The organism is Halorubrum sp. SD41, assembly GCF_058630335.1.
Genome location: NZ_JBZVGZ010000003.1, coordinates 48,579 through 63,767, shown reverse-complemented (window position 1 = coordinate 63,767; position 15,189 = coordinate 48,579). Strand labels below are relative to the sequence as shown.

Annotated in this window: 18 protein-coding genes and 1 other RNA gene; 4 read left to right on the top strand and 15 right to left on the bottom strand. The window is 69.8% G+C overall.

The window, feature by feature from the left end; all coding sequences use genetic code 11:
* Positions 1 to 64: 64 nt before the first annotated feature.
* The 10 genes from AC4NMM_RS01770 to AC4NMM_RS01725 all read right to left on the bottom strand — a co-directional run bounded on the left by AC4NMM_RS01770 (position 65) and on the right by AC4NMM_RS01725 (position 5,892).
* Complete coding sequence (locus AC4NMM_RS01770; RefSeq protein WP_096394462.1) at positions 65 to 265, bottom strand: dodecin; 201 nt, start codon at positions 263 to 265, stop codon at positions 65 to 67.
* 78 nt (positions 266 to 343) lie between these two features.
* The gene (locus tag AC4NMM_RS01765; protein ID WP_096394461.1) at positions 344 to 682 is read right to left on the bottom strand and encodes a DUF7116 family protein; all 339 of its coding nucleotides are present in this window, start codon (positions 680 to 682) and stop codon (positions 344 to 346) included.
* A gap of 148 nt (positions 683 to 830) precedes the next feature.
* Positions 831 to 1,076, bottom strand: coding sequence for a DUF5816 domain-containing protein (locus AC4NMM_RS01760; protein WP_004597528.1), 246 nt, complete (start codon positions 1,074 to 1,076; stop codon positions 831 to 833).
* Positions 1,077 to 1,164: 88 nt separating this feature from the next.
* Entirely contained in the window at positions 1,165 to 1,539 is a 375-nt protein-coding gene (locus AC4NMM_RS01755) for a HesB/IscA family protein (protein ID WP_007345465.1), read from the bottom strand.
* A 120-nt stretch (positions 1,540 to 1,659) separates the two neighbouring features.
* Positions 1,660 to 2,937 carry a histidinol dehydrogenase gene (gene hisD, locus AC4NMM_RS01750; RefSeq protein WP_491923380.1) on the bottom strand — a complete coding sequence of 426 codons (1,278 nt, stop codon included), beginning with the start codon at positions 2,935 to 2,937 and terminating at the stop codon, positions 1,660 to 1,662.
* Between the two features lie 105 nt (positions 2,938 to 3,042).
* A complete protein-coding gene (locus AC4NMM_RS01745) occupies positions 3,043 to 3,252 on the bottom strand; it encodes a hypothetical protein (RefSeq protein WP_491923379.1) in 210 nt (69 codons plus the stop codon).
* Between the two features lie 8 nt (positions 3,253 to 3,260).
* A complete protein-coding gene (locus AC4NMM_RS01740) occupies positions 3,261 to 4,226 on the bottom strand; it encodes a phytoene/squalene synthase family protein (protein ID WP_491923378.1) in 966 nt (321 codons plus the stop codon).
* A 179-nt stretch (positions 4,227 to 4,405) separates the two neighbouring features.
* Positions 4,406 to 4,537 (bottom strand): HVO_2523 family zinc finger protein, encoded by a 132-nt coding sequence (locus AC4NMM_RS01735; RefSeq protein ID WP_269459578.1) that lies wholly within the window; start codon positions 4,535 to 4,537, stop codon positions 4,406 to 4,408.
* A gap of 101 nt (positions 4,538 to 4,638) precedes the next feature.
* Entirely contained in the window at positions 4,639 to 5,190 is a 552-nt protein-coding gene (locus AC4NMM_RS01730) for a hypothetical protein (RefSeq protein ID WP_096394456.1), read from the bottom strand.
* 123 nt (positions 5,191 to 5,313) lie between these two features.
* Complete coding sequence (locus tag AC4NMM_RS01725) at positions 5,314 to 5,892, bottom strand: cysteine hydrolase family protein (protein ID WP_096394455.1); 579 nt, start codon at positions 5,890 to 5,892, stop codon at positions 5,314 to 5,316.
* A gap of 227 nt (positions 5,893 to 6,119) precedes the next feature.
* Between AC4NMM_RS01725 and AC4NMM_RS01720 the strand changes: the two genes are divergently transcribed.
* Positions 6,120 to 7,901, top strand: coding sequence for an Hvo_1808 family surface protein (locus AC4NMM_RS01720; protein ID WP_491923377.1), 1,782 nt, complete (start codon positions 6,120 to 6,122; stop codon positions 7,899 to 7,901).
* 76 nt (positions 7,902 to 7,977) lie between these two features.
* The gene (locus AC4NMM_RS01715; RefSeq protein ID WP_491923376.1) at positions 7,978 to 9,138 is read left to right on the top strand and encodes a nicotinate phosphoribosyltransferase; all 1,161 of its coding nucleotides are present in this window, start codon (positions 7,978 to 7,980) and stop codon (positions 9,136 to 9,138) included.
* 11 nt (positions 9,139 to 9,149) lie between these two features.
* Here the strand turns inward: AC4NMM_RS01715 and AC4NMM_RS01710 are convergent, their stop codons facing one another.
* Together AC4NMM_RS01710 and AC4NMM_RS01705 are read right to left on the bottom strand one after the other, a co-directional pair.
* Positions 9,150 to 10,433 carry an RNA-guided endonuclease InsQ/TnpB family protein gene (locus AC4NMM_RS01710; protein WP_491923375.1) on the bottom strand — a complete coding sequence of 428 codons (1,284 nt, stop codon included), beginning with the start codon at positions 10,431 to 10,433 and terminating at the stop codon, positions 9,150 to 9,152.
* Between the two features lie 207 nt (positions 10,434 to 10,640).
* Positions 10,641 to 11,243 (bottom strand): TIGR00296 family protein, encoded by a 603-nt coding sequence (locus AC4NMM_RS01705; protein ID WP_491923374.1) that lies wholly within the window; start codon positions 11,241 to 11,243, stop codon positions 10,641 to 10,643.
* Positions 11,244 to 11,394: 151 nt separating this feature from the next.
* Here AC4NMM_RS01705 and rnpB point away from each other — a divergent pair.
* An RNA gene (rnpB, locus tag AC4NMM_RS01700) (RNase P RNA component) lies at positions 11,395 to 11,757 on the top strand.
* A gap of 569 nt (positions 11,758 to 12,326) precedes the next feature.
* On the opposite strand, the gene htpX is transcribed toward rnpB, so the two are convergent.
* Positions 12,327 to 13,199 carry a zinc metalloprotease HtpX gene (htpX, locus tag AC4NMM_RS01695; protein ID WP_491923373.1) on the bottom strand — a complete coding sequence of 291 codons (873 nt, stop codon included), beginning with the start codon at positions 13,197 to 13,199 and terminating at the stop codon, positions 12,327 to 12,329.
* 178 nt (positions 13,200 to 13,377) lie between these two features.
* Between htpX and AC4NMM_RS01690 the strand changes: the two genes are divergently transcribed.
* Complete coding sequence (locus AC4NMM_RS01690; RefSeq protein WP_491923372.1) at positions 13,378 to 14,316, top strand: NAD-dependent epimerase/dehydratase family protein; 939 nt, start codon at positions 13,378 to 13,380, stop codon at positions 14,314 to 14,316.
* 52 nt (positions 14,317 to 14,368) lie between these two features.
* On the opposite strand, the gene AC4NMM_RS01685 is transcribed toward AC4NMM_RS01690, so the two are convergent.
* A complete protein-coding gene (locus tag AC4NMM_RS01685; protein WP_096394449.1) occupies positions 14,369 to 14,698 on the bottom strand; it encodes a hypothetical protein in 330 nt (109 codons plus the stop codon).
* Entirely contained in the window at positions 14,698 to 15,075 is a 378-nt protein-coding gene (locus AC4NMM_RS01680) for a MarR family transcriptional regulator (protein WP_491923371.1), read from the bottom strand. Before AC4NMM_RS01680 ends, AC4NMM_RS01685 begins: the two co-directional genes overlap by 1 nt.
* Between the last annotated feature and the right edge of the window lie 114 nt (positions 15,076 to 15,189).

Sequence of the window (15,189 nt, the reverse complement as noted above, 5' to 3'; positions counted from 1 at the left end):
TCGTATAAAGAGACACCGGCACCGCTCGCGACCGTTTATAAACCGTAAAAACCGCGGACCGCGCTCAGCCCTCCAGCTCGAACGCGACCTCGACCTCGGCCTGGTACTCGCGGTCGGCCGCGCCGTCCAGCTCGACGCCGAACTCCTCGACCTCCGCCCAGTAGACGTTGTCCAGCGTGTCCTCGGCGCGGTCGATGGCGTCGTCGGCCGCGGCGTCGAAGCTCTCCTCGCTCGTCCCGATCAGCGTGATCTTCTTGAACACCATGTCGCGTGCTGGTAGGGAACACGGGGAGATAAAAATACGCGTCCGCGGAGGGCGCGGGCGGACGGACCCGTCGCCCGACTACGGGCTTCCGGGCGCGCCTTCCATCACCGCGAAGTCCTCGCCGTCGCGGTCGATGCCGATGACCGCCCAGTCGTAGGGGGGTTTCGCGGCGACGAGCCGATCCTGGAGGTCGCTCGCGCGGTCGCGCCACGTGACGAAACACCGGAGGCGCGCCGCGTCGCCCCCGTCTGCGAGATACGGGTCGAGCTCGTCGTCGTCCATACACAGCACCGTCACGAACACGCGCCGCCACTTGCGTTCCGCGACGAACTCTCGTCCGCCGTCGGAGACGGTGTATCCCAGTTCGCGGAAGACGTCTCTGGCCTCGGTCGTCGGGGGGATGCTCGCAGTGGCCATCTACCTCGGAGTTCGGCACCATCCGTGATAAACTTTCTCACGATTACGGGCGCGGAGAATCGGACGGGTCGCCGGGAACAGCCGGGAGAACCGCGGACGCGGCTCGTCGTCGGAGACCGTTCACCGGGCGGGAACCCACACCGCGAGCTCACTCGTGGGCCGCGTCCCACTCGTCCGGCTTCCGGAGGTTGCCGCACTCGGTACACTGGATCCGCCCCATCGTGTCCATCGCGGTGTCGAACGAGCCGCAGTTGCCGCAGCGGAACCCCCAGCGGGACTCGCCCGCCTCGTCCTCGAACACGAGGTAGAAGGGCCCGTCCGCGCCGCGCTCGGTGCGCGACCGGTCGGTGTACACCCGCTCGCCGCTCGGCGTCGTCGACGCTTCCAGACTCATGGCGTCCCGTACCCTCCCGAGGGACTTAAGCGGCGGACTCGCGCGTCGGAGAAACAGAAAAAACCGAGACTCGGGCCGCGAGCGATCGCTACGTCCGGAACGACTCGCCGCAGCCGCACTCCGAGACGACGTTCGGGTTCTCGACCTCGAAGCCGGCGGCCTGGAGGCCGTGCTCGTAGTCGAGCGTGCTCCCGCCGATGTAGTTCTTGCTCGCCGGGTCGACGAACACCCGGAGCCCGTGGTGCTCCACGACGAGGTCGTCGTCCTCCGGCTCGGTGTCGAAGCGCATCCCGTACGACAGCCCCGCGCAGCCGCCCTGCTGGACGAACAGCCGCAGTCCGGCGACGTCGGTGTCGAGCCCCTCGCCCTCCAAGAGCGAGAGCGCTTCCTCCGCGGCGTCCGGCGTCACCTCGATCGCCGGGTCGTTCCCCTCGGTCCCGGTGTCGGCCGGTTCGGTACTCATGCGAACGCGTTCGGTACGGACACTCAAAACCCTGCCGGCGGGCGCGGCCCGCTCTCGGTTTCGGCCGGGCGGGGGCCGCGTCGGTTCCGAGCAGGGGTGCGGCTCCGCTCGGCCGGTCCGCTATTCGAACCGCTTCCGGACGCTCTCGGCGTGCGCCTCCAGCCCCTCGGCCTCGGCGAGCGTCGTGATCGTCCCGGAGAGGTCGTCGAGCGCGTCGCGGTCGAGCCGCTGGACCGTCGACGACCGGAGGAAGGTGTCGACGGAGAGCCCGCCGTACCGCTTCGCGCCGCCGTTGGTCGGCAGCACGTGGTTCGTCCCGGTCGCGTAGTCGCCCGCGGCGACCGGCGAGTACGGCCCGAGGAACACCGAGCCGGCGTTCGTGATCCGGTCTAAGAGCGCCTCGTCGTCGTCGGCCACGATCGAGAGGTGTTCGGCGGCGTACTCCTCGGCGAACAGCACGGCCTCGGGCATCGAGCGCGCGTGAAGGACGCCGGAGGCGTCGTTGTCGAGCGCGGCCCGGATCGTCTCCTCGCGCTCGCGCTCGGCAGCCTGCGCGTCGACCGCGTCCGCGACCGCCTCGGCGAGGGCGGCGTCGTCGGTGACGGCGACGACCGAGGCGTTCGGGTCGTGTTCGGCCTGCGCGACGAGGTCGGCCGCGACGAGGTCGGGATCTGCGGTCCCGTCGGCGAGGACGAGCACCTCGCTCGGGCCCGCGAGGAAGTCGATCTCGACGTCGCCCTGCACGACCGACTTGGCCGCGGTGACCCACTTGTTCCCCGGCCCGACCACCTTCTGGACCCGCGTCACGGTCTCCGTCCCGTACGCGAGCGCGCCGATCGCCTGCGCGCCGCCGACCTGGTACACCGCGTCCGCGCCGGCCTCGTGGATGGCGGCGAGGGTGACCGGATCGAGCTCCTCGGCCGGCGGCGTGGCGACCGCGACGTGGTCGACGCCGGCGACGACCGCGGGGACGATCCCCATCAGCGCGCTGGAGGGGTACGCGGCCGCGCCCCCGGGCACGTACACGCCGACGCGATCGATCGGGCGGAAGCGGCGGCCCAGCTCCCGGCCGCCGAAGTCGTCGCGCCAGTCCTCGGGGCACTGCCGCTCGTGGAACTCGCGCACGTTCGCGGCCGCGTCCCGAACCGCGTCGAGGACGGGGTCGTCCGCGTCGGCCAGCTCGTCGTGCGCCCGCGCCGCCTCGTCCGTCACGTCGACGTTGCCGACGGCGACGCCGTCGAACTCCTCGGCGAACTCGCGGACCGCGACGTCGCCCTCCTCGCGGACCCGGTCGACGATCTCCCGCACGTCTTCGCGGACCCCCTCGACGCCGGCGTCGCGCTCGAAGAGGGCGCGCCGCTCGGCCGGCGAGAGGTCCGCGACGGTTCGTACGTCCATACGCGTCTTCGGGGACGGCGGGGCAAGGGCGTTCCGACTCGGCCGACGCGCGCGCACGCTCGGTGGATGGTTGGGCTCGGCCGCGCGGACACGACCGCCGCCGACTCAGCCCAGCCGACGGATCCCGGTCACGTCGAGGACGGCGAGGGCGACGAGGGCGGCAAGGAGCGCGGCCGCCGCGAAGAGGACCGGGGCCGACACGGCGACGGCGACCTCGTAGGGCGCCACCAGCCGCGTCGTGCCGCGGAGGAGGAAGGAGACGAACACGAGACCGAAGGCGGCGAACGCGAGGGCGACGAACCGGGAACGGTCCATGCGGCCGCTCAGTCCGTCTGCGGGACGCCCGCGCCGTGCGGGCCGTGCCCGTGGCGGTCGCGGCGGGGCTCGAAGTCGGTACACATGTCGTAGAACACCGCCTCGGGGTCCTTGTTCCACTGCCACTTCCAGCGCGTGCGGACGAGCAGCGACAGCTTCCGGGTGAGCGACAGCTCGGGCGTGGTCGATACCGTGTCGTACCCGAGGTTCCGGATGAGGCGGTGGTGGTCGACGTACAGCACCGCCGCGAGCAGCACCGCGAGTTGGCAGTCCTCGGGGAGGTACTTGATCCCCGCGACGCCCTCCTCGTAGAGCCGCTCGGTGCGGGCCATCTCCTCGCGGATCGCGGCCGCGACGCTGTCGTCGAACTCCAAGTCGAGGATCTGCTGCTCGCTCACGCCGTGACGCCGAAGCGTCTCCAAGGGGAGGTAGATCCGGTCGCGCTCGACGACGTCCTCGCGGACGTCCCGGAGGAAGTTCGTCATCTGGAACGCCTCGCCGAGCTTCGTCGCGTGGGGGAGCGCCTCGGCCTCGGTCTCGGGGTCGAGGTCCATGATCGCCGTCATCATCCGGCCGACGGCGGCCGCGGAGCCGTCCATGTACGCCTCCAGGTCCGCGTACGTCTCGTAGCGGTCGGTATCGATGTCGCTCGCCATCGCGTCCACGAACGAGTGGACGTCCTCGTCCGGGATGCCGTTCTCCTCGCACACCTCCGCGAACGCCTCCAACACCGGGTCGTCGGTCGGCTCCTCGCCGAGCGCGGCCGCCCGGAGGCGGTCGAGTTCGGCCCGCTGCTCGGCGGGCGGTGCGGTGTCCTCGGCGTCGACGACCTCGTCGGCGATACGGAAGAATCCGTACAGCACGTACGTCGGATGGCGGATCCGCTGGGGCAGCAGCCGGGTGGCGACGTGGAACGTCTTCCCGGTGCGGCGCTGGATCCGCTTGCTCCGGGCAACCTGCTTTTGCTCTACCATGCTGACCTCGGAAGGTCGGCGTGGAGGGTCGCGTACGGGTCGCCCATCATGGAAGAAAGGTCGGCCTCCAAGAACATAACAGTTCGCACGACCCAGTCTGGTTCTCGGTCACCCGTGTTAATTCCGGCGACTCACGGGTTCGCGAAGGGGGATTCGGCGTCAGTAGGCGTGCGTGGGCGTCAATAGAACGTGTCGCTACAGTCGTAGACGACGCCGTGAGACGGGCAGACGTACTTACAGTGCCGGTGGTACATCGGCGTCTCGCAGACCGGACACGGGCGGCCGCCGTCGTTCCTCGATTCCTCGCTCACGGCGGATCCACGCGGCCGGGAGACAAAACCCTGTCCGATGGTCGCCCGTCCCGCAGTACCTGACCAGTCAGTCGTCCGGGGTCGGTCGGCTGCGAGGCCGATCAGCTGTCGGCCAGCCGGTCGTAGACGGACCGCGCCACCCGCTCCTCGCCGAACGGGAGCGTCAACACGCCCTCCCAGTCGGAGCCGGTGAGCGCGTCGACGGTCTCCCGGTCGAGCTCGACGCGCCGCACCTCGGTCCCGTCGAGCGTCATCGACACCACGAACGCCGCCGGGTCGTCGGTCGCGCCGGCCTCGTCGAGCCGGGTCCGGAACGCCTCGACGCCAGCGTCGGGGAGCACCACCTGAACGAGGAACTCGTCCTCCTCGGCGAAGACGCCCTTGACGCGGTCGAGGTCGCTCGCGTCGAACAGCAGCGCGTCGGTCCCGTCGTCGTCGGTCAGCCGCGCCTCGAACGGCGCGTCCGGGTCGACAGCGGCCGATTCGGGGCCGTCGTCGGCCTCCTCCGAACCCCCGCCGGCCGGGCCCGAACCGCCGCCGAGCCCGCCGACCGCCCCCCCGTCCGTCACCGTCGCCGCGCCCGCGAAGCCGACGGCGCCGACCGCGCAGGCCGCGCCGAGGCCGCCGAGCACGCCCCGCCGAGAGATGTCCATACCTCGCGGTTCCGGCGAGCGGTAAAAAGGGTTACACGCCGATTTGCGCGCGCGATAACTGCGGAGCGGAAATCCGGAACGTTCGCGGCCGCGGGCCGGCCGCGAGCGCGACGAGACCGTCGGCTACGCCGGCGCGAACGCGACCTCGTCGCGGGTCGTCGTCTCGCCGAACAGCCAGTCCGCGTGGTCGACGGCGTACTCGCGGTGCTGCTCGGTGATGTAGCCGAGGGCGTCCTCGACGACGACGGGGCGGTAGTCCCGGAGCCCCGCGCTGCCGGCGGTGTGGAGGACGCAGACGTTCGCGAGCGTCCCGCAGATCAGTAGATCGTCGATCCCGTGGGCGTCGAGGTACCCCTCCAGGTCGGTGTTGTAGAACGCGTCGTAGGTGTGCTTCTCGACGACGTGGTCGCCGTCGCGCACGTCGAGGTCGGCGACGAGCTCCGCGTCCCACGACCCCTCGACGACGTGTTCGCCCCATCGGTCGAACTCGTCGTAGTAGTGGGTCTCATCGAACTGCTCGGGCGGGTGGACGTCGCGGGTGTAGACCACGCTCGCGCCGGCCTCGCGGGCGCGGTCGACGAGCGCAGTCACGGGCTCGACCGCCGCCTCGCTCGGCTCGGCGTAGAGGCTCCCGTCCGGGTGACAGAACCCGTTTTGCATGTCGACGACGACCACCGCGGTTGCTGTCGGATCGAACGCCATGCCGAGGGTTGGCGCGCGGCGGACAAAAACCGTCGTCCCCGCCGCGACGAGCGCGCGATGAAGTCGCGACGAGCGCGCGATGAGGTCGCGACGAGCGCGCGATGAGGTCGCGACGAGCGCGCGGCACCCGACCGCCGCCGCGACCGTCGAACCGCGCCGAAAAATCCGCCGGCCGCGGCGCCGAAGGAACCGACAAACTACTTACCGGAGCGGCCGATCACATTCGTATGCGACGGGTTCTCACCCCATCGACCGCGGCCGCGGTCGTCGCCGCGGCCGCCCTCCTGTGTGTCGCCTTCACCGCCGGCGTCGCCGCCGCTCCGGACACCGGCGCGGTCCCCTCCGCGTCCGCCAGCGGGCCGGGGACACCGGGCGCGACGCCCTCCGCGTCGGCCGACGAGTGCGGTCCCGGCGACGGCACCGAACTAGTGGGCTGTTGGAACGGGACCCACTACGAGGAGTCGGTCCACTTCGCGGAGACGGACGGGCTCAACGAGTCCCAGCTGTCGGCGCTGACCGACCTCACGATGGCCCGCGTCGAACACGTCCGGCAGCGGCCGTTCAAGCGGGACGTGCCGGTTGAGACGGTCACCCGGAGCGAGTACGTCAACGACACCGCGAGCGGCAACGGCTCCGAGGCGTTCCGGCGCTGGAACGACCAGGTGTGGGAGGCGCTGTTCGTCGTCGGCGACGACACGAACGCGAACGACGAGATCGACTCCGTGTTCGGCGGCGCGGTCTCCGGCTTCTACTCGCCCGCGCAGGACCGGATCGTCATCGTCGTCCCCGACGGCGAATCGCCCGACATCGACCCCTCGACGCTCGCGCACGAACTCCTCCACGCGATGCAAGACCAGTACCACGACCTCACCCGGCCCCGCTACGTCGGCGCCACGCAGGACGGCGACCTCGCGGTGGACGGGATCGTGGAGGGGGAGGCGGTCCACGTCGAGGAGCGCTACGCCGCCCGCTGCGCGGATAACTGGACCTGCGCCGAGGCGCCCGAGGGCGGCGGAGGCGGCGGCGACGGCGCCGACTTCAACTTCGGCATCCTCCAGACCGTCCTCCAGCCGTACGGCGACGGCGCGCTGTACGTCCGCGAGCTCCGCGCCGAGGGCGGGTGGGCGGCCGTCAACGAGACGATGAACGACCCGCCGACGTCGACGGCGGAGGTTATCCATCGGAACCCCGACTACGAGGAGGGCAACGTCACGTTCGAGAACTCGGCGACCGAGGGGTGGGAGACCTACCCGGACCAGGGCGTCGACGGCGCGGAGACCGCGGGCGAGGCGTCGATGTTCGTGATGTTCTGGTACCAGAGCCTGGAGTACCGGTACGCCGTGTTAGAGCCCGACGCGACCGTCCGGCAGAACGTCCAGATCCACCTCGACACAGAGGCCGACCTCCGGACGCGCGCGACCTACAACTACGCGCACCCCGTGACGGGCGGGTGGGCCGGCGACGAGCTGTACCCCTACCGGAACGGGGACCGCGACGGCTACGTCTGGGCGACCGAGTGGCAGACCGAGGCGGACGCCGCGGCGTTCCGCGACGCCTACGTGCGGATGCTGGCCGCGCACGGCGAGGCCGACTACGCCGACGGCACCGTGTACGAGATCGGCGAGGAGAGCGACTTCCCCGGCGCGTACGGCGTCGAGCGCGACGGGACGAGCGTGACGATAACCCACGCGCCCTCGCCGGAGGGCGTCCTCGAACTCCGGCCGGAGGCCGACCTCGCGCTCCCGGACGCGAACGGCACCGACGGCGGCGACGGAAACGACGGCGGAGACGGCGACGGCAACAGCAGCGACGGGGGTGACGGCACTGACGGCGGCGACGGGAACGGAAGCGGCGACACTGACGGCGACGACGGGAACGGAAGCGGCGGCACTGACGGCGACGACGGGAACGGGAGCGGGGACACGGACGACAGCACCCCCGGGTTCGGCGTCGCGGCGGCGGTCGCGGCGCTCGCGGCGCTCGGACTGCTCGCGCGGCGGTCGGCGTGAACTGACCCGCTGAGAGATCGGCGCGCCCCCGCCGCGACACGGGTGGCTTTTCGTCCCCGCGGCCGAACCGGGGCGTATGAGCGAGTTCGACATCGTCGACGCGGCCGCGGTCCGGGAGGGCCGCGCGACCGACGCGTACTTCGAGCGGACCGAGGCGGCGCTGGAGGCGGCCGACCGGAACCCGCGCGTCGTGGCCGAGGTGACCGCGGACCAGTTCCCGGACGGGGAGTTCGAGCTGTTCGCCGGCCTCGGCAACGCCGTCGAGCTGCTCGCCGGCCGCGACGTCGACGTCGACGCGATCCCGGAGGGACGCCTGTTCGACGGCGGCCCGGTGATGCGGATCGAGGGGCCGTACCTGGCGTTCGCGCGGCTGGAGACGTCGCTCCTGGGCTTCCTTTCACACGCCTCCGGGATGGCGACGGCGGCGCTCGACTGCCGGGTGGCCGCGCCGGACTCCTCGGTGCTCTCGTTCGGCGCGCGCCACGTCCACCCGGCGATGACCGCGGCGGTCGAGCGCTCGGCGCTGGTCGGCGGGTTCGACGGGTTCTCGCACGTCGCCGCCGGGGAGCTGATCGGCCGGGAGGCGTCCGGGACGATGCCCCACGCGCTCGCCATCTGCTTCGGGCGCGGCGAACAGGAGGCCGCGTGGCGCGCCTACGACGAGGGCGTCCCCGCGGACGCGCCCCGGATCGCGCTGTGTGACACCTACTCCGACGAGGTCGACGAGGTACTCCGCGCGGTCGAGACGCTCGGCGACGACCTCGACGGCGTCCGCCTCGACACGACCGGCTCCCGGCGTGGCGACTTTCGGCACATCATCCGCGAAGTTGGGTGGGAACTCGACGCGCGCGGCCACGGGGACGTCGACGTGTACGTCTCCGGCGGGCTCGGCCCCGCGGACCTCCGGGAGCTGCGCGACGCCGTCGACGGGTTCGGCGTCGGCGGCTACGTCTCCAACGCGGACCCGGTCGACTTCGCGCTCGACCTCGTCACCGTCGGCGGCGAGCCGGCGGCCAAGCGGGGGAAGCTCTCCGGCGCGAAGGACGTCTACCGCACCGCCGACGGCGCGCACGCGGTCGGGCTCGCGGACCGCTCGGGCCCGGAGGGCGCCGAGTCGCTCATGGAGCCCGTGATCCGCGACGGGGAGGTGGTCGCCGAGGGCGCGTTCGACCTGTCGGCGGCGACGGAGCGGGCGCTCGCGGACGCGGAAGCAGTTGAGTACGGAACGAGCGAGTAAACTACCCTACCCTACTCGCTCACGGCGCTGCCGTTCGCTTCGTTGAGGGTAGGGCTTTCGCGTGGACTCCCGTTCTGGCCATCGCTGGCAGGCTCGTAATCGCCGTTCACGTTCAACGTCCCGCGATTCAAGCGCACGTTTACGGGTGCGCCTCCGCCCGACGACGTTTGCGTCGAGCGGAGATGCTTCAGACCGATGTTCTTCGCCGCATTATAGTCCGCGTGCGGTGAGTATCCGCACTTCAGGCACTCAAACATGTCTTGCCCGTCTGAGGTCGGGCGGTTGTTCTCGTGAGTGAATCCGCACTTGGAACACCGCTGGGAGGTGTAGGCGGGACTCACCTGTTCAACCGAGACGCCGACCATCTCGGCTTTGTACTCGACGTATTCGAACAGGCGTCGGAACGCCCATGCGTGGAACTTCTTGGCGTTCGGCATTCGTTCACGAATTCCCGTCAGGTTCTCGAACGCGATCACGTCACAGTCGTGTTCGACTGCTTCTGCGACGAGTTCTTTCGAGACGGTGTGTAAAAAGTGGTCGTAGCGTCCGGTCTCGGTGCGTCCGACCGACTGGATAGTTTCGTGAGCGGCTCGCGTCCCACGCTGTTGGAGCGATCCGCGCCGCTTTTCGAACTCGCGGTGCCAGTGGTTCAACTCTGCTCCGTTCCAGAACGTGCCGGTTGACGTGACGGCGACGTTTTCGATGCCGAGGTCAACGCCGAGGACTGTGCTGTGCTCGTCGTTGCCTTCGTCGGCAGTCTCGAACTCCACGTCCGCCTTTGTGCGGACGTGAAGGTAGAATTCACCGTCGCGGTAGTGGAGTTCCGCGCCCGTCACGTCGTAGTCGTCGTTGAACAGATACTCCGCGTGGGGCGTTTCTCTACTCTCGTCAGGAAGGACATACTCAGCCGTGATACGTCCCTCAACGGTTGAGAGCGTCGCGTGGTCGTCGTTGAACGTCGCACATCGCTTGTCGTAGACGAGCGTCGGGGCGGAGAAGCGCGGCTTTCCCGCGTAGTCACCCTGTTTCCAGCGTGCGACAACGCTCTGGACGGCGTCGGCGGCCTTGTTGCGAGCGTTCTGGACGAGATTCGCTTGGAGCCTCGTTTTGGCCCGCACGTCGTCGTAGGTTTCACGCTGGAGTTGGGCTTTGCTCGTCGTCTTGTACTCACCTTGCCAGGCGTGGTCAACGACGTAGTTGGCGGCCCACAGGAACTCGGAGATGGTTTCGTGGAGGAAGGCGGCGTCGCTGTCGGCCACGTCGAGTTTGACGGGGACCGTGCGACGTACCTCCATCCGTAATTCAGATGTCACGCTAAGTCTTTATAATAATACTGTTTTTGGAGGAGAGTTAGCCACGTGTGGAACGTGGTAATGACGGTATCATGTCGGTTTCCTCCCCGACCTACTCGCTCCCTTCGGTCGCTCCTTGAGGTCGGGGGCTCCACCTTGAATTACGCTGAAACGGGACGCGCGGCCGGCGATTCGGAAAAAGCGGGCCGACTACAGCTCCTCGACGGCGCCGCCGTCGGCGCGCTCCCGGAACACCTGCCCCTCGATGAGCGTCACCATCGTGTCCTCCTCCTGCCACGCGGTGGGCGAGAGCTTCGCCTTGCGGCAGGTGCGCGAGAGGAACTCCGCGGCCGACCAGCCGTTCTCGACGGGGACCGTCGGGTAGAGCCAGCCGTGGGCGTTGCCGCTGTCGACGGCGACGCCGTGGGTGCCGATCTCGAGGTCCTCGGCCGGGTCGTTCGTGAGGACGGTGTTGGAGACGACGAACACGGAGACGGAGATGTTGTCGAGCTCCTTCGGCTCCACCTCGGAGCCGCAGGAGTCGCCGGAGGCCGCCTTGATCGCGGCCTCGACGATGGCGTGGCCGAGCTGATCTGAGGTGTCCCGCGCGCCGGCGCAGCCGCGGAGGCGGCCGCGACCCCGGGTGGACTGGAGCCGGACGAAGGCGCCCGTGCGGGCGTAGAACGCCTCTCGCATGCTGCCGGGCTGTTCGCGTTGCCCGTGTCGAACGAACGACTCGACCGCCTCCCGCGCGAGTTCGACCGCTCGTGCACCGTCGTCGTACGACAGCTGAACGGTCTGAGCCTCGGACATGAGAGTCCATTACAGTGCTGACGACTTGAACGCTTCCCTTGTGGCACCGTTCTCGCGGGGCTCGCGGCATCTCCGGCGAAACCCGCCGCGAACGGCCCGAAGGCGCCCCCGACCGAACCGCTTATTCGCCGGCGGGCGAAAGGACGGACCGGACAGAGGGAGCCCGACTCCCGTGCCCTTGGCATGAGGAAAGTCCCCCCACCGGCCGGACGGGCGACCGGGCACACGCCCGGAGTCGGAGACGGCTGGCTCTGGAACAGCAACGAGACCCCCCGCCTCGACCGATGAGTCGCGTGCGGTCGCCTCGGCGACCGACGGCGTTCGCGGGGTCACCCGCGAACGCGCGAACCGACCCGCAAGGGGAGGGAGTTAACCCGACGAGGGTCGACGGGCGGGAACGGATGGAACGGCGAATCCTCGCCGGTGCAAGTCCGCGCCACAAGGTAGTCCGGCCGCGGCGCGGACGCTCAGCCGAATGTCGGGACGAACCGAAGGGGGCTTACTCCCCTCAGTCCGCTCACACCGACCAGCGGCGCGACTCTCGCGATTATTTATAAATGAACGAGCGGTGGCGCGTGCCTCCGAGCGGCCGCCGAAGGCGGCTGCGAGGAGCACGCGCGAGGGAGTCGCTGGCTCCCGGAGCGAAGCGGAGGGTGCCAGCGACGAGGCTGGGGAGGCGTGAGGCGCGGTTGCGGTGCTGTGGGGGTGGGAATCGAAGGGGCAGTCGCGAGGGCGGCGCAGGCGACGTAAGCACCGAACGAGGGAGCGAACGGAGTGAGCGACCGAGTGAGGCGCGCAGCGAGCGTGCGCCGCCCTCGCGACTGGGGCTTCGGTGGTGTTCGCGTCGATCGGTCGTTTATAAATCGCACCATCGTACAGCCGAGCCGCTGGGACTTCGGCGGTGTTCGTCACGGATCTGCCCGCAACGATTTATAAACAAGCCGCTGGGACTTCGGCGGTGTTCGTCACGGATCTGCCCGCAACGATTTATAAATAAGCGGCTGGGACTTCGGCGATGTTTGTCACCTGTCCGCGCTCAACGGCTTATAAATGACCGACTAGAAACTCCGAGACAAATCCGTCTTAGGCCGTCTCCATTTCCTTTTCCAGCTCGCGGAGCTTCTCGATGCGGTTCTCCGTCGAGGGGTGCGTCGAGGCGATCTTCCCGACGAAGCCGGCCTTGATCGGGATGATGAAGAACGCGTTCATCTCCGCCTCCTCGCGGAGGTCCTCCTCGGGCACCTTGTCCATCCGGCCGTCGATCGTCATCAGCGCCGAGGCGAGCGCGCCGGGCTGCCCGGTGATCAGCGCCGCGCCGCGGTCGGCGGAGTACTCGCGGTAGCGCGAGAGCGCGCGGATCAGGAGGAACGAGATCACCCACACCAGAAGCGACGCGACGATCGCGACGATGACGGGCGCGCCCTGCCGGTTGTCGCCGCTGAACAGCCACCCCCACCGGACGATGAAGAAGGCGATCGTCGAGAGGAACGAGGCGATGGTCATCACCATCACGTCGCGGTTCTTGACGTGGGCGAGCTCGTGGGCGAGGACGCCGTCGAGTTCGTCCTCGTCGAGCGCCTGGAGCAGCCCGGTCGTCACCGCGACGGTCGCGTTCTTCTTGTTCCGGCCGGTGGCGAACGCGTTCGGCACCTGCGTGTCCGCGACCGCCACCGTCGGCTTCGGCAGATCGGCCTGCTGGCTCAGGCGCTCGATCCGGCGGTGGAGGTCCGGATACTCGTCGGGGTCGACCTCGCGGGCACCCATGCTCCGCAGCGCCAGCTTGTCGCTGAAGAAGTACTGCGCGAGCGAGAACATCCCGAACATCGCGAGCGTGAAGATGATCCCGACGTTGAACACCTCGATCAGGACGCCGATGAACACGACGTAGAGGGCGAAGAGGAGGAACATCGTGAACCCCATCCGTCCACGGAGTCCCCAGTCTGTCTTCCAGTCCATGCCCGGGAGTTACCGCTCGGCGCGTTAAAGCCTGCCGGAGCCGCGAACGATCCGGCCTGCCGGAGCCGCGAACCCCCCAGCCGGAACCCGCCGTCCGCGGGCGGGCCGGACCCCCGAACCGCGGCGCGCGGCTCCACGCCAACGGTGCGCTTTTGCCCGGCGGCGGCGACGCCGATCCATGGAAACCGTCCTCGTCACCGGCGGCCGCGGCGCCTCCGGGCGCTGGGTCGTCGACCGCCTCGCCGGCGACTACGAGGTCGTCGTCGTCGACTACGACCACCCCGGGCTCGGCGTCGACCCGGCCCCGAACGTCTCGTTCCGCGCGGCCGACCTCGCCGAGCGCGACCAGGCGCTCGACGTCGTCGCCGCCGTCGACCCCGACGCGGTCGTCCACTGGGCCGCGATCCCGGTCGCCGGCACCCACCCCGAGGGGCGGGTGTTCGAGACGAACGCGCTCGCCGCGAAGCACGTCCTCGACGCCGCCGGCCGCGCAGACGCCCCGGTCGTCCAGGCCTCCAGCGACGGCGCCTACGGCTTCTTCTTCGCCGATCCGACCCCGTTCCCGGACGAGCTACCGATAACCGAGGCCCACCCGCTCCGCCCCGAGGACCCGTACGGGCTCTCGAAGGTGACCGCGGAGGCGGCCGCGGGCGCTGTCGCGCGCCGCCACGACGTGCCCGCGGTCTCACTGCGCCCGTCGTGGATCCAGTACCCCGGCGAGTACGCCTGCCGCGCGGAGGAGTACGTGACCGACCTCGACGCGGGCGCCGGCAACTTCTGGTCGTACGTCGACGTCCGCGACGTGGCCGACCTCGTCGCGACCGCGCTCGCCGACCTTCTCGGCGACGGCCCCGCGGTCGCCCCCGGAACTCACGAGGCGGTCAACTGCGTCGCGGCCGACAACGCGCTCGGCCGGCCCCTGCTCGACCTCCTGCGGGAGTCGTACGGCGAGATTCCGGACGCCTGCGCGGTCGACGAGAGCGAACTCACCGAAGGCGACGACCGCGGCGCGTACGCGATCCGAAAGGCCGAGCGGCTGTTCGGGTGGACGCCGGCGCGCGCGTGGCGCGACGCGGCCGCCGAGGCGGTCGCCGAGCCGACGCTGTTCGAGGGGTAGATCCGGTGGAGCCCCTTCGCGTTCCCAAACAGAGGTTCGGCCGAACAAGGCCTCAATCGTCGGAATAGCCGACGAACCGCGCCATCCGACGAACCGTCGTCTCGGTGACCTCGTCTTCGACCCGAGCGACCGCCCGGTCGACAGTCGCCTCGCGCAGCGACACGACCGCCCACGGAGCGACAAACGACTCTCGGTCGAGCCCTCCCTCGGCGAACGCGCCGGCGAGCGGCACCGACGCGTCGTACTCCTTGGTCGAGATCCCCGCCCCGATGTACTGCTCACCCGCGAACGGGTGGGAGCCGTCGCTGACGATCAGGTAGGGCCGCCGCGGCGCGTCGCCGAACGGGTCCGACGCGACGACCACGGTTCCGCGTCGATACATCAGCCGTCGGTCGATTCGTCTCCCGACTCGTCCGCGTCGAGATCCGGGAGGTCGGCGTCCCAGTCGTCGGTCCGGTCGTAGCCGTCGCCCGCGAACGCGTCCGCGACCGCGCGGAGACCGATCTGGGCCGCGGTGTGGGCGTCGTACGCCTCGGCGTTGATGGCCCAGTACTCGCCCTTGTGCCGGACGAGCCCCCGCTGTTCGAGTCGCCTGAGGGTCGTGCCGACGCTCCCGCGGGGGACATCGATCTCTTCCGCGAGCTCGCTCGGCCGGAATCCCAGCTCCGGGTTCCGAGCGAGGAACTCGAGGATCCGACGCCCGTTGGTGTCTTCGTCCGGGAGATCCGTGGGACGGTAGCTCTCGAAGTCGACCGGCATGTAACTGTGTGTAATCTTACGTCGACAAGAGTAATAACGCTGTGGGTAATCGGTCCCGTGGGCCGGTGAGAGCGGCAACGCGGCCCCGGCCGCGGCGGTCCCGGATCGGCGACC

Bases quoted from the DNA above. Each gene is read 5' to 3' on its own strand.
- AC4NMM_RS01720 (WP_491923377.1), top strand. From the start codon at position 6,120: ATGCGACGGGTTCTCACCCCATCGACCGCGGCCGCGGTCGTCGCCGCG.
- hisD (WP_491923380.1), bottom strand. From the start codon at position 2,937: ATGGACGTACGAACCGTCGCGGACCTCTCGCCGGCCGAGCGGCGCGCC.
- AC4NMM_RS01760 (WP_004597528.1), bottom strand. From the start codon at position 1,076: ATGAGTCTGGAAGCGTCGACGACGCCGAGCGGCGAGCGGGTGTACACC.
- AC4NMM_RS01710 (WP_491923375.1), bottom strand. From the start codon at position 10,433: ATGGAGGTACGTCGCACGGTCCCCGTCAAACTCGACGTGGCCGACAGC.
- AC4NMM_RS01730 (WP_096394456.1), bottom strand. From the start codon at position 5,190: ATGGACATCTCTCGGCGGGGCGTGCTCGGCGGCCTCGGCGCGGCCTGC.
- AC4NMM_RS01740 (WP_491923378.1), bottom strand. From the start codon at position 4,226: ATGGTAGAGCAAAAGCAGGTTGCCCGGAGCAAGCGGATCCAGCGCCGC.
- AC4NMM_RS01765 (WP_096394461.1), bottom strand. From the start codon at position 682: ATGGCCACTGCGAGCATCCCCCCGACGACCGAGGCCAGAGACGTCTTC.
- AC4NMM_RS01745 (WP_491923379.1), bottom strand. From the start codon at position 3,252: ATGGACCGTTCCCGGTTCGTCGCCCTCGCGTTCGCCGCCTTCGGTCTC.
- AC4NMM_RS01715 (WP_491923376.1), top strand. From the start codon at position 7,978: ATGAGCGAGTTCGACATCGTCGACGCGGCCGCGGTCCGGGAGGGCCGC.
- AC4NMM_RS01705 (WP_491923374.1), bottom strand. From the start codon at position 11,243: ATGTCCGAGGCTCAGACCGTTCAGCTGTCGTACGACGACGGTGCACGA.
- AC4NMM_RS01755 (WP_007345465.1), bottom strand. From the start codon at position 1,539: ATGAGTACCGAACCGGCCGACACCGGGACCGAGGGGAACGACCCGGCG.
- AC4NMM_RS01770 (WP_096394462.1), bottom strand. From the start codon at position 265: ATGGTGTTCAAGAAGATCACGCTGATCGGGACGAGCGAGGAGAGCTTC.
- AC4NMM_RS01725 (WP_096394455.1), bottom strand. From the start codon at position 5,892: ATGGCGTTCGATCCGACAGCAACCGCGGTGGTCGTCGTCGACATGCAA.
- AC4NMM_RS01685 (WP_096394449.1), bottom strand. From the start codon at position 14,698: ATGTATCGACGCGGAACCGTGGTCGTCGCGTCGGACCCGTTCGGCGAC.
- AC4NMM_RS01680 (WP_491923371.1), bottom strand. From the start codon at position 15,075: ATGCCGGTCGACTTCGAGAGCTACCGTCCCACGGATCTCCCGGACGAA.
- AC4NMM_RS01690 (WP_491923372.1), top strand. From the start codon at position 13,378: ATGGAAACCGTCCTCGTCACCGGCGGCCGCGGCGCCTCCGGGCGCTGG.
- htpX (WP_491923373.1), bottom strand. From the start codon at position 13,199: ATGGACTGGAAGACAGACTGGGGACTCCGTGGACGGATGGGGTTCACG.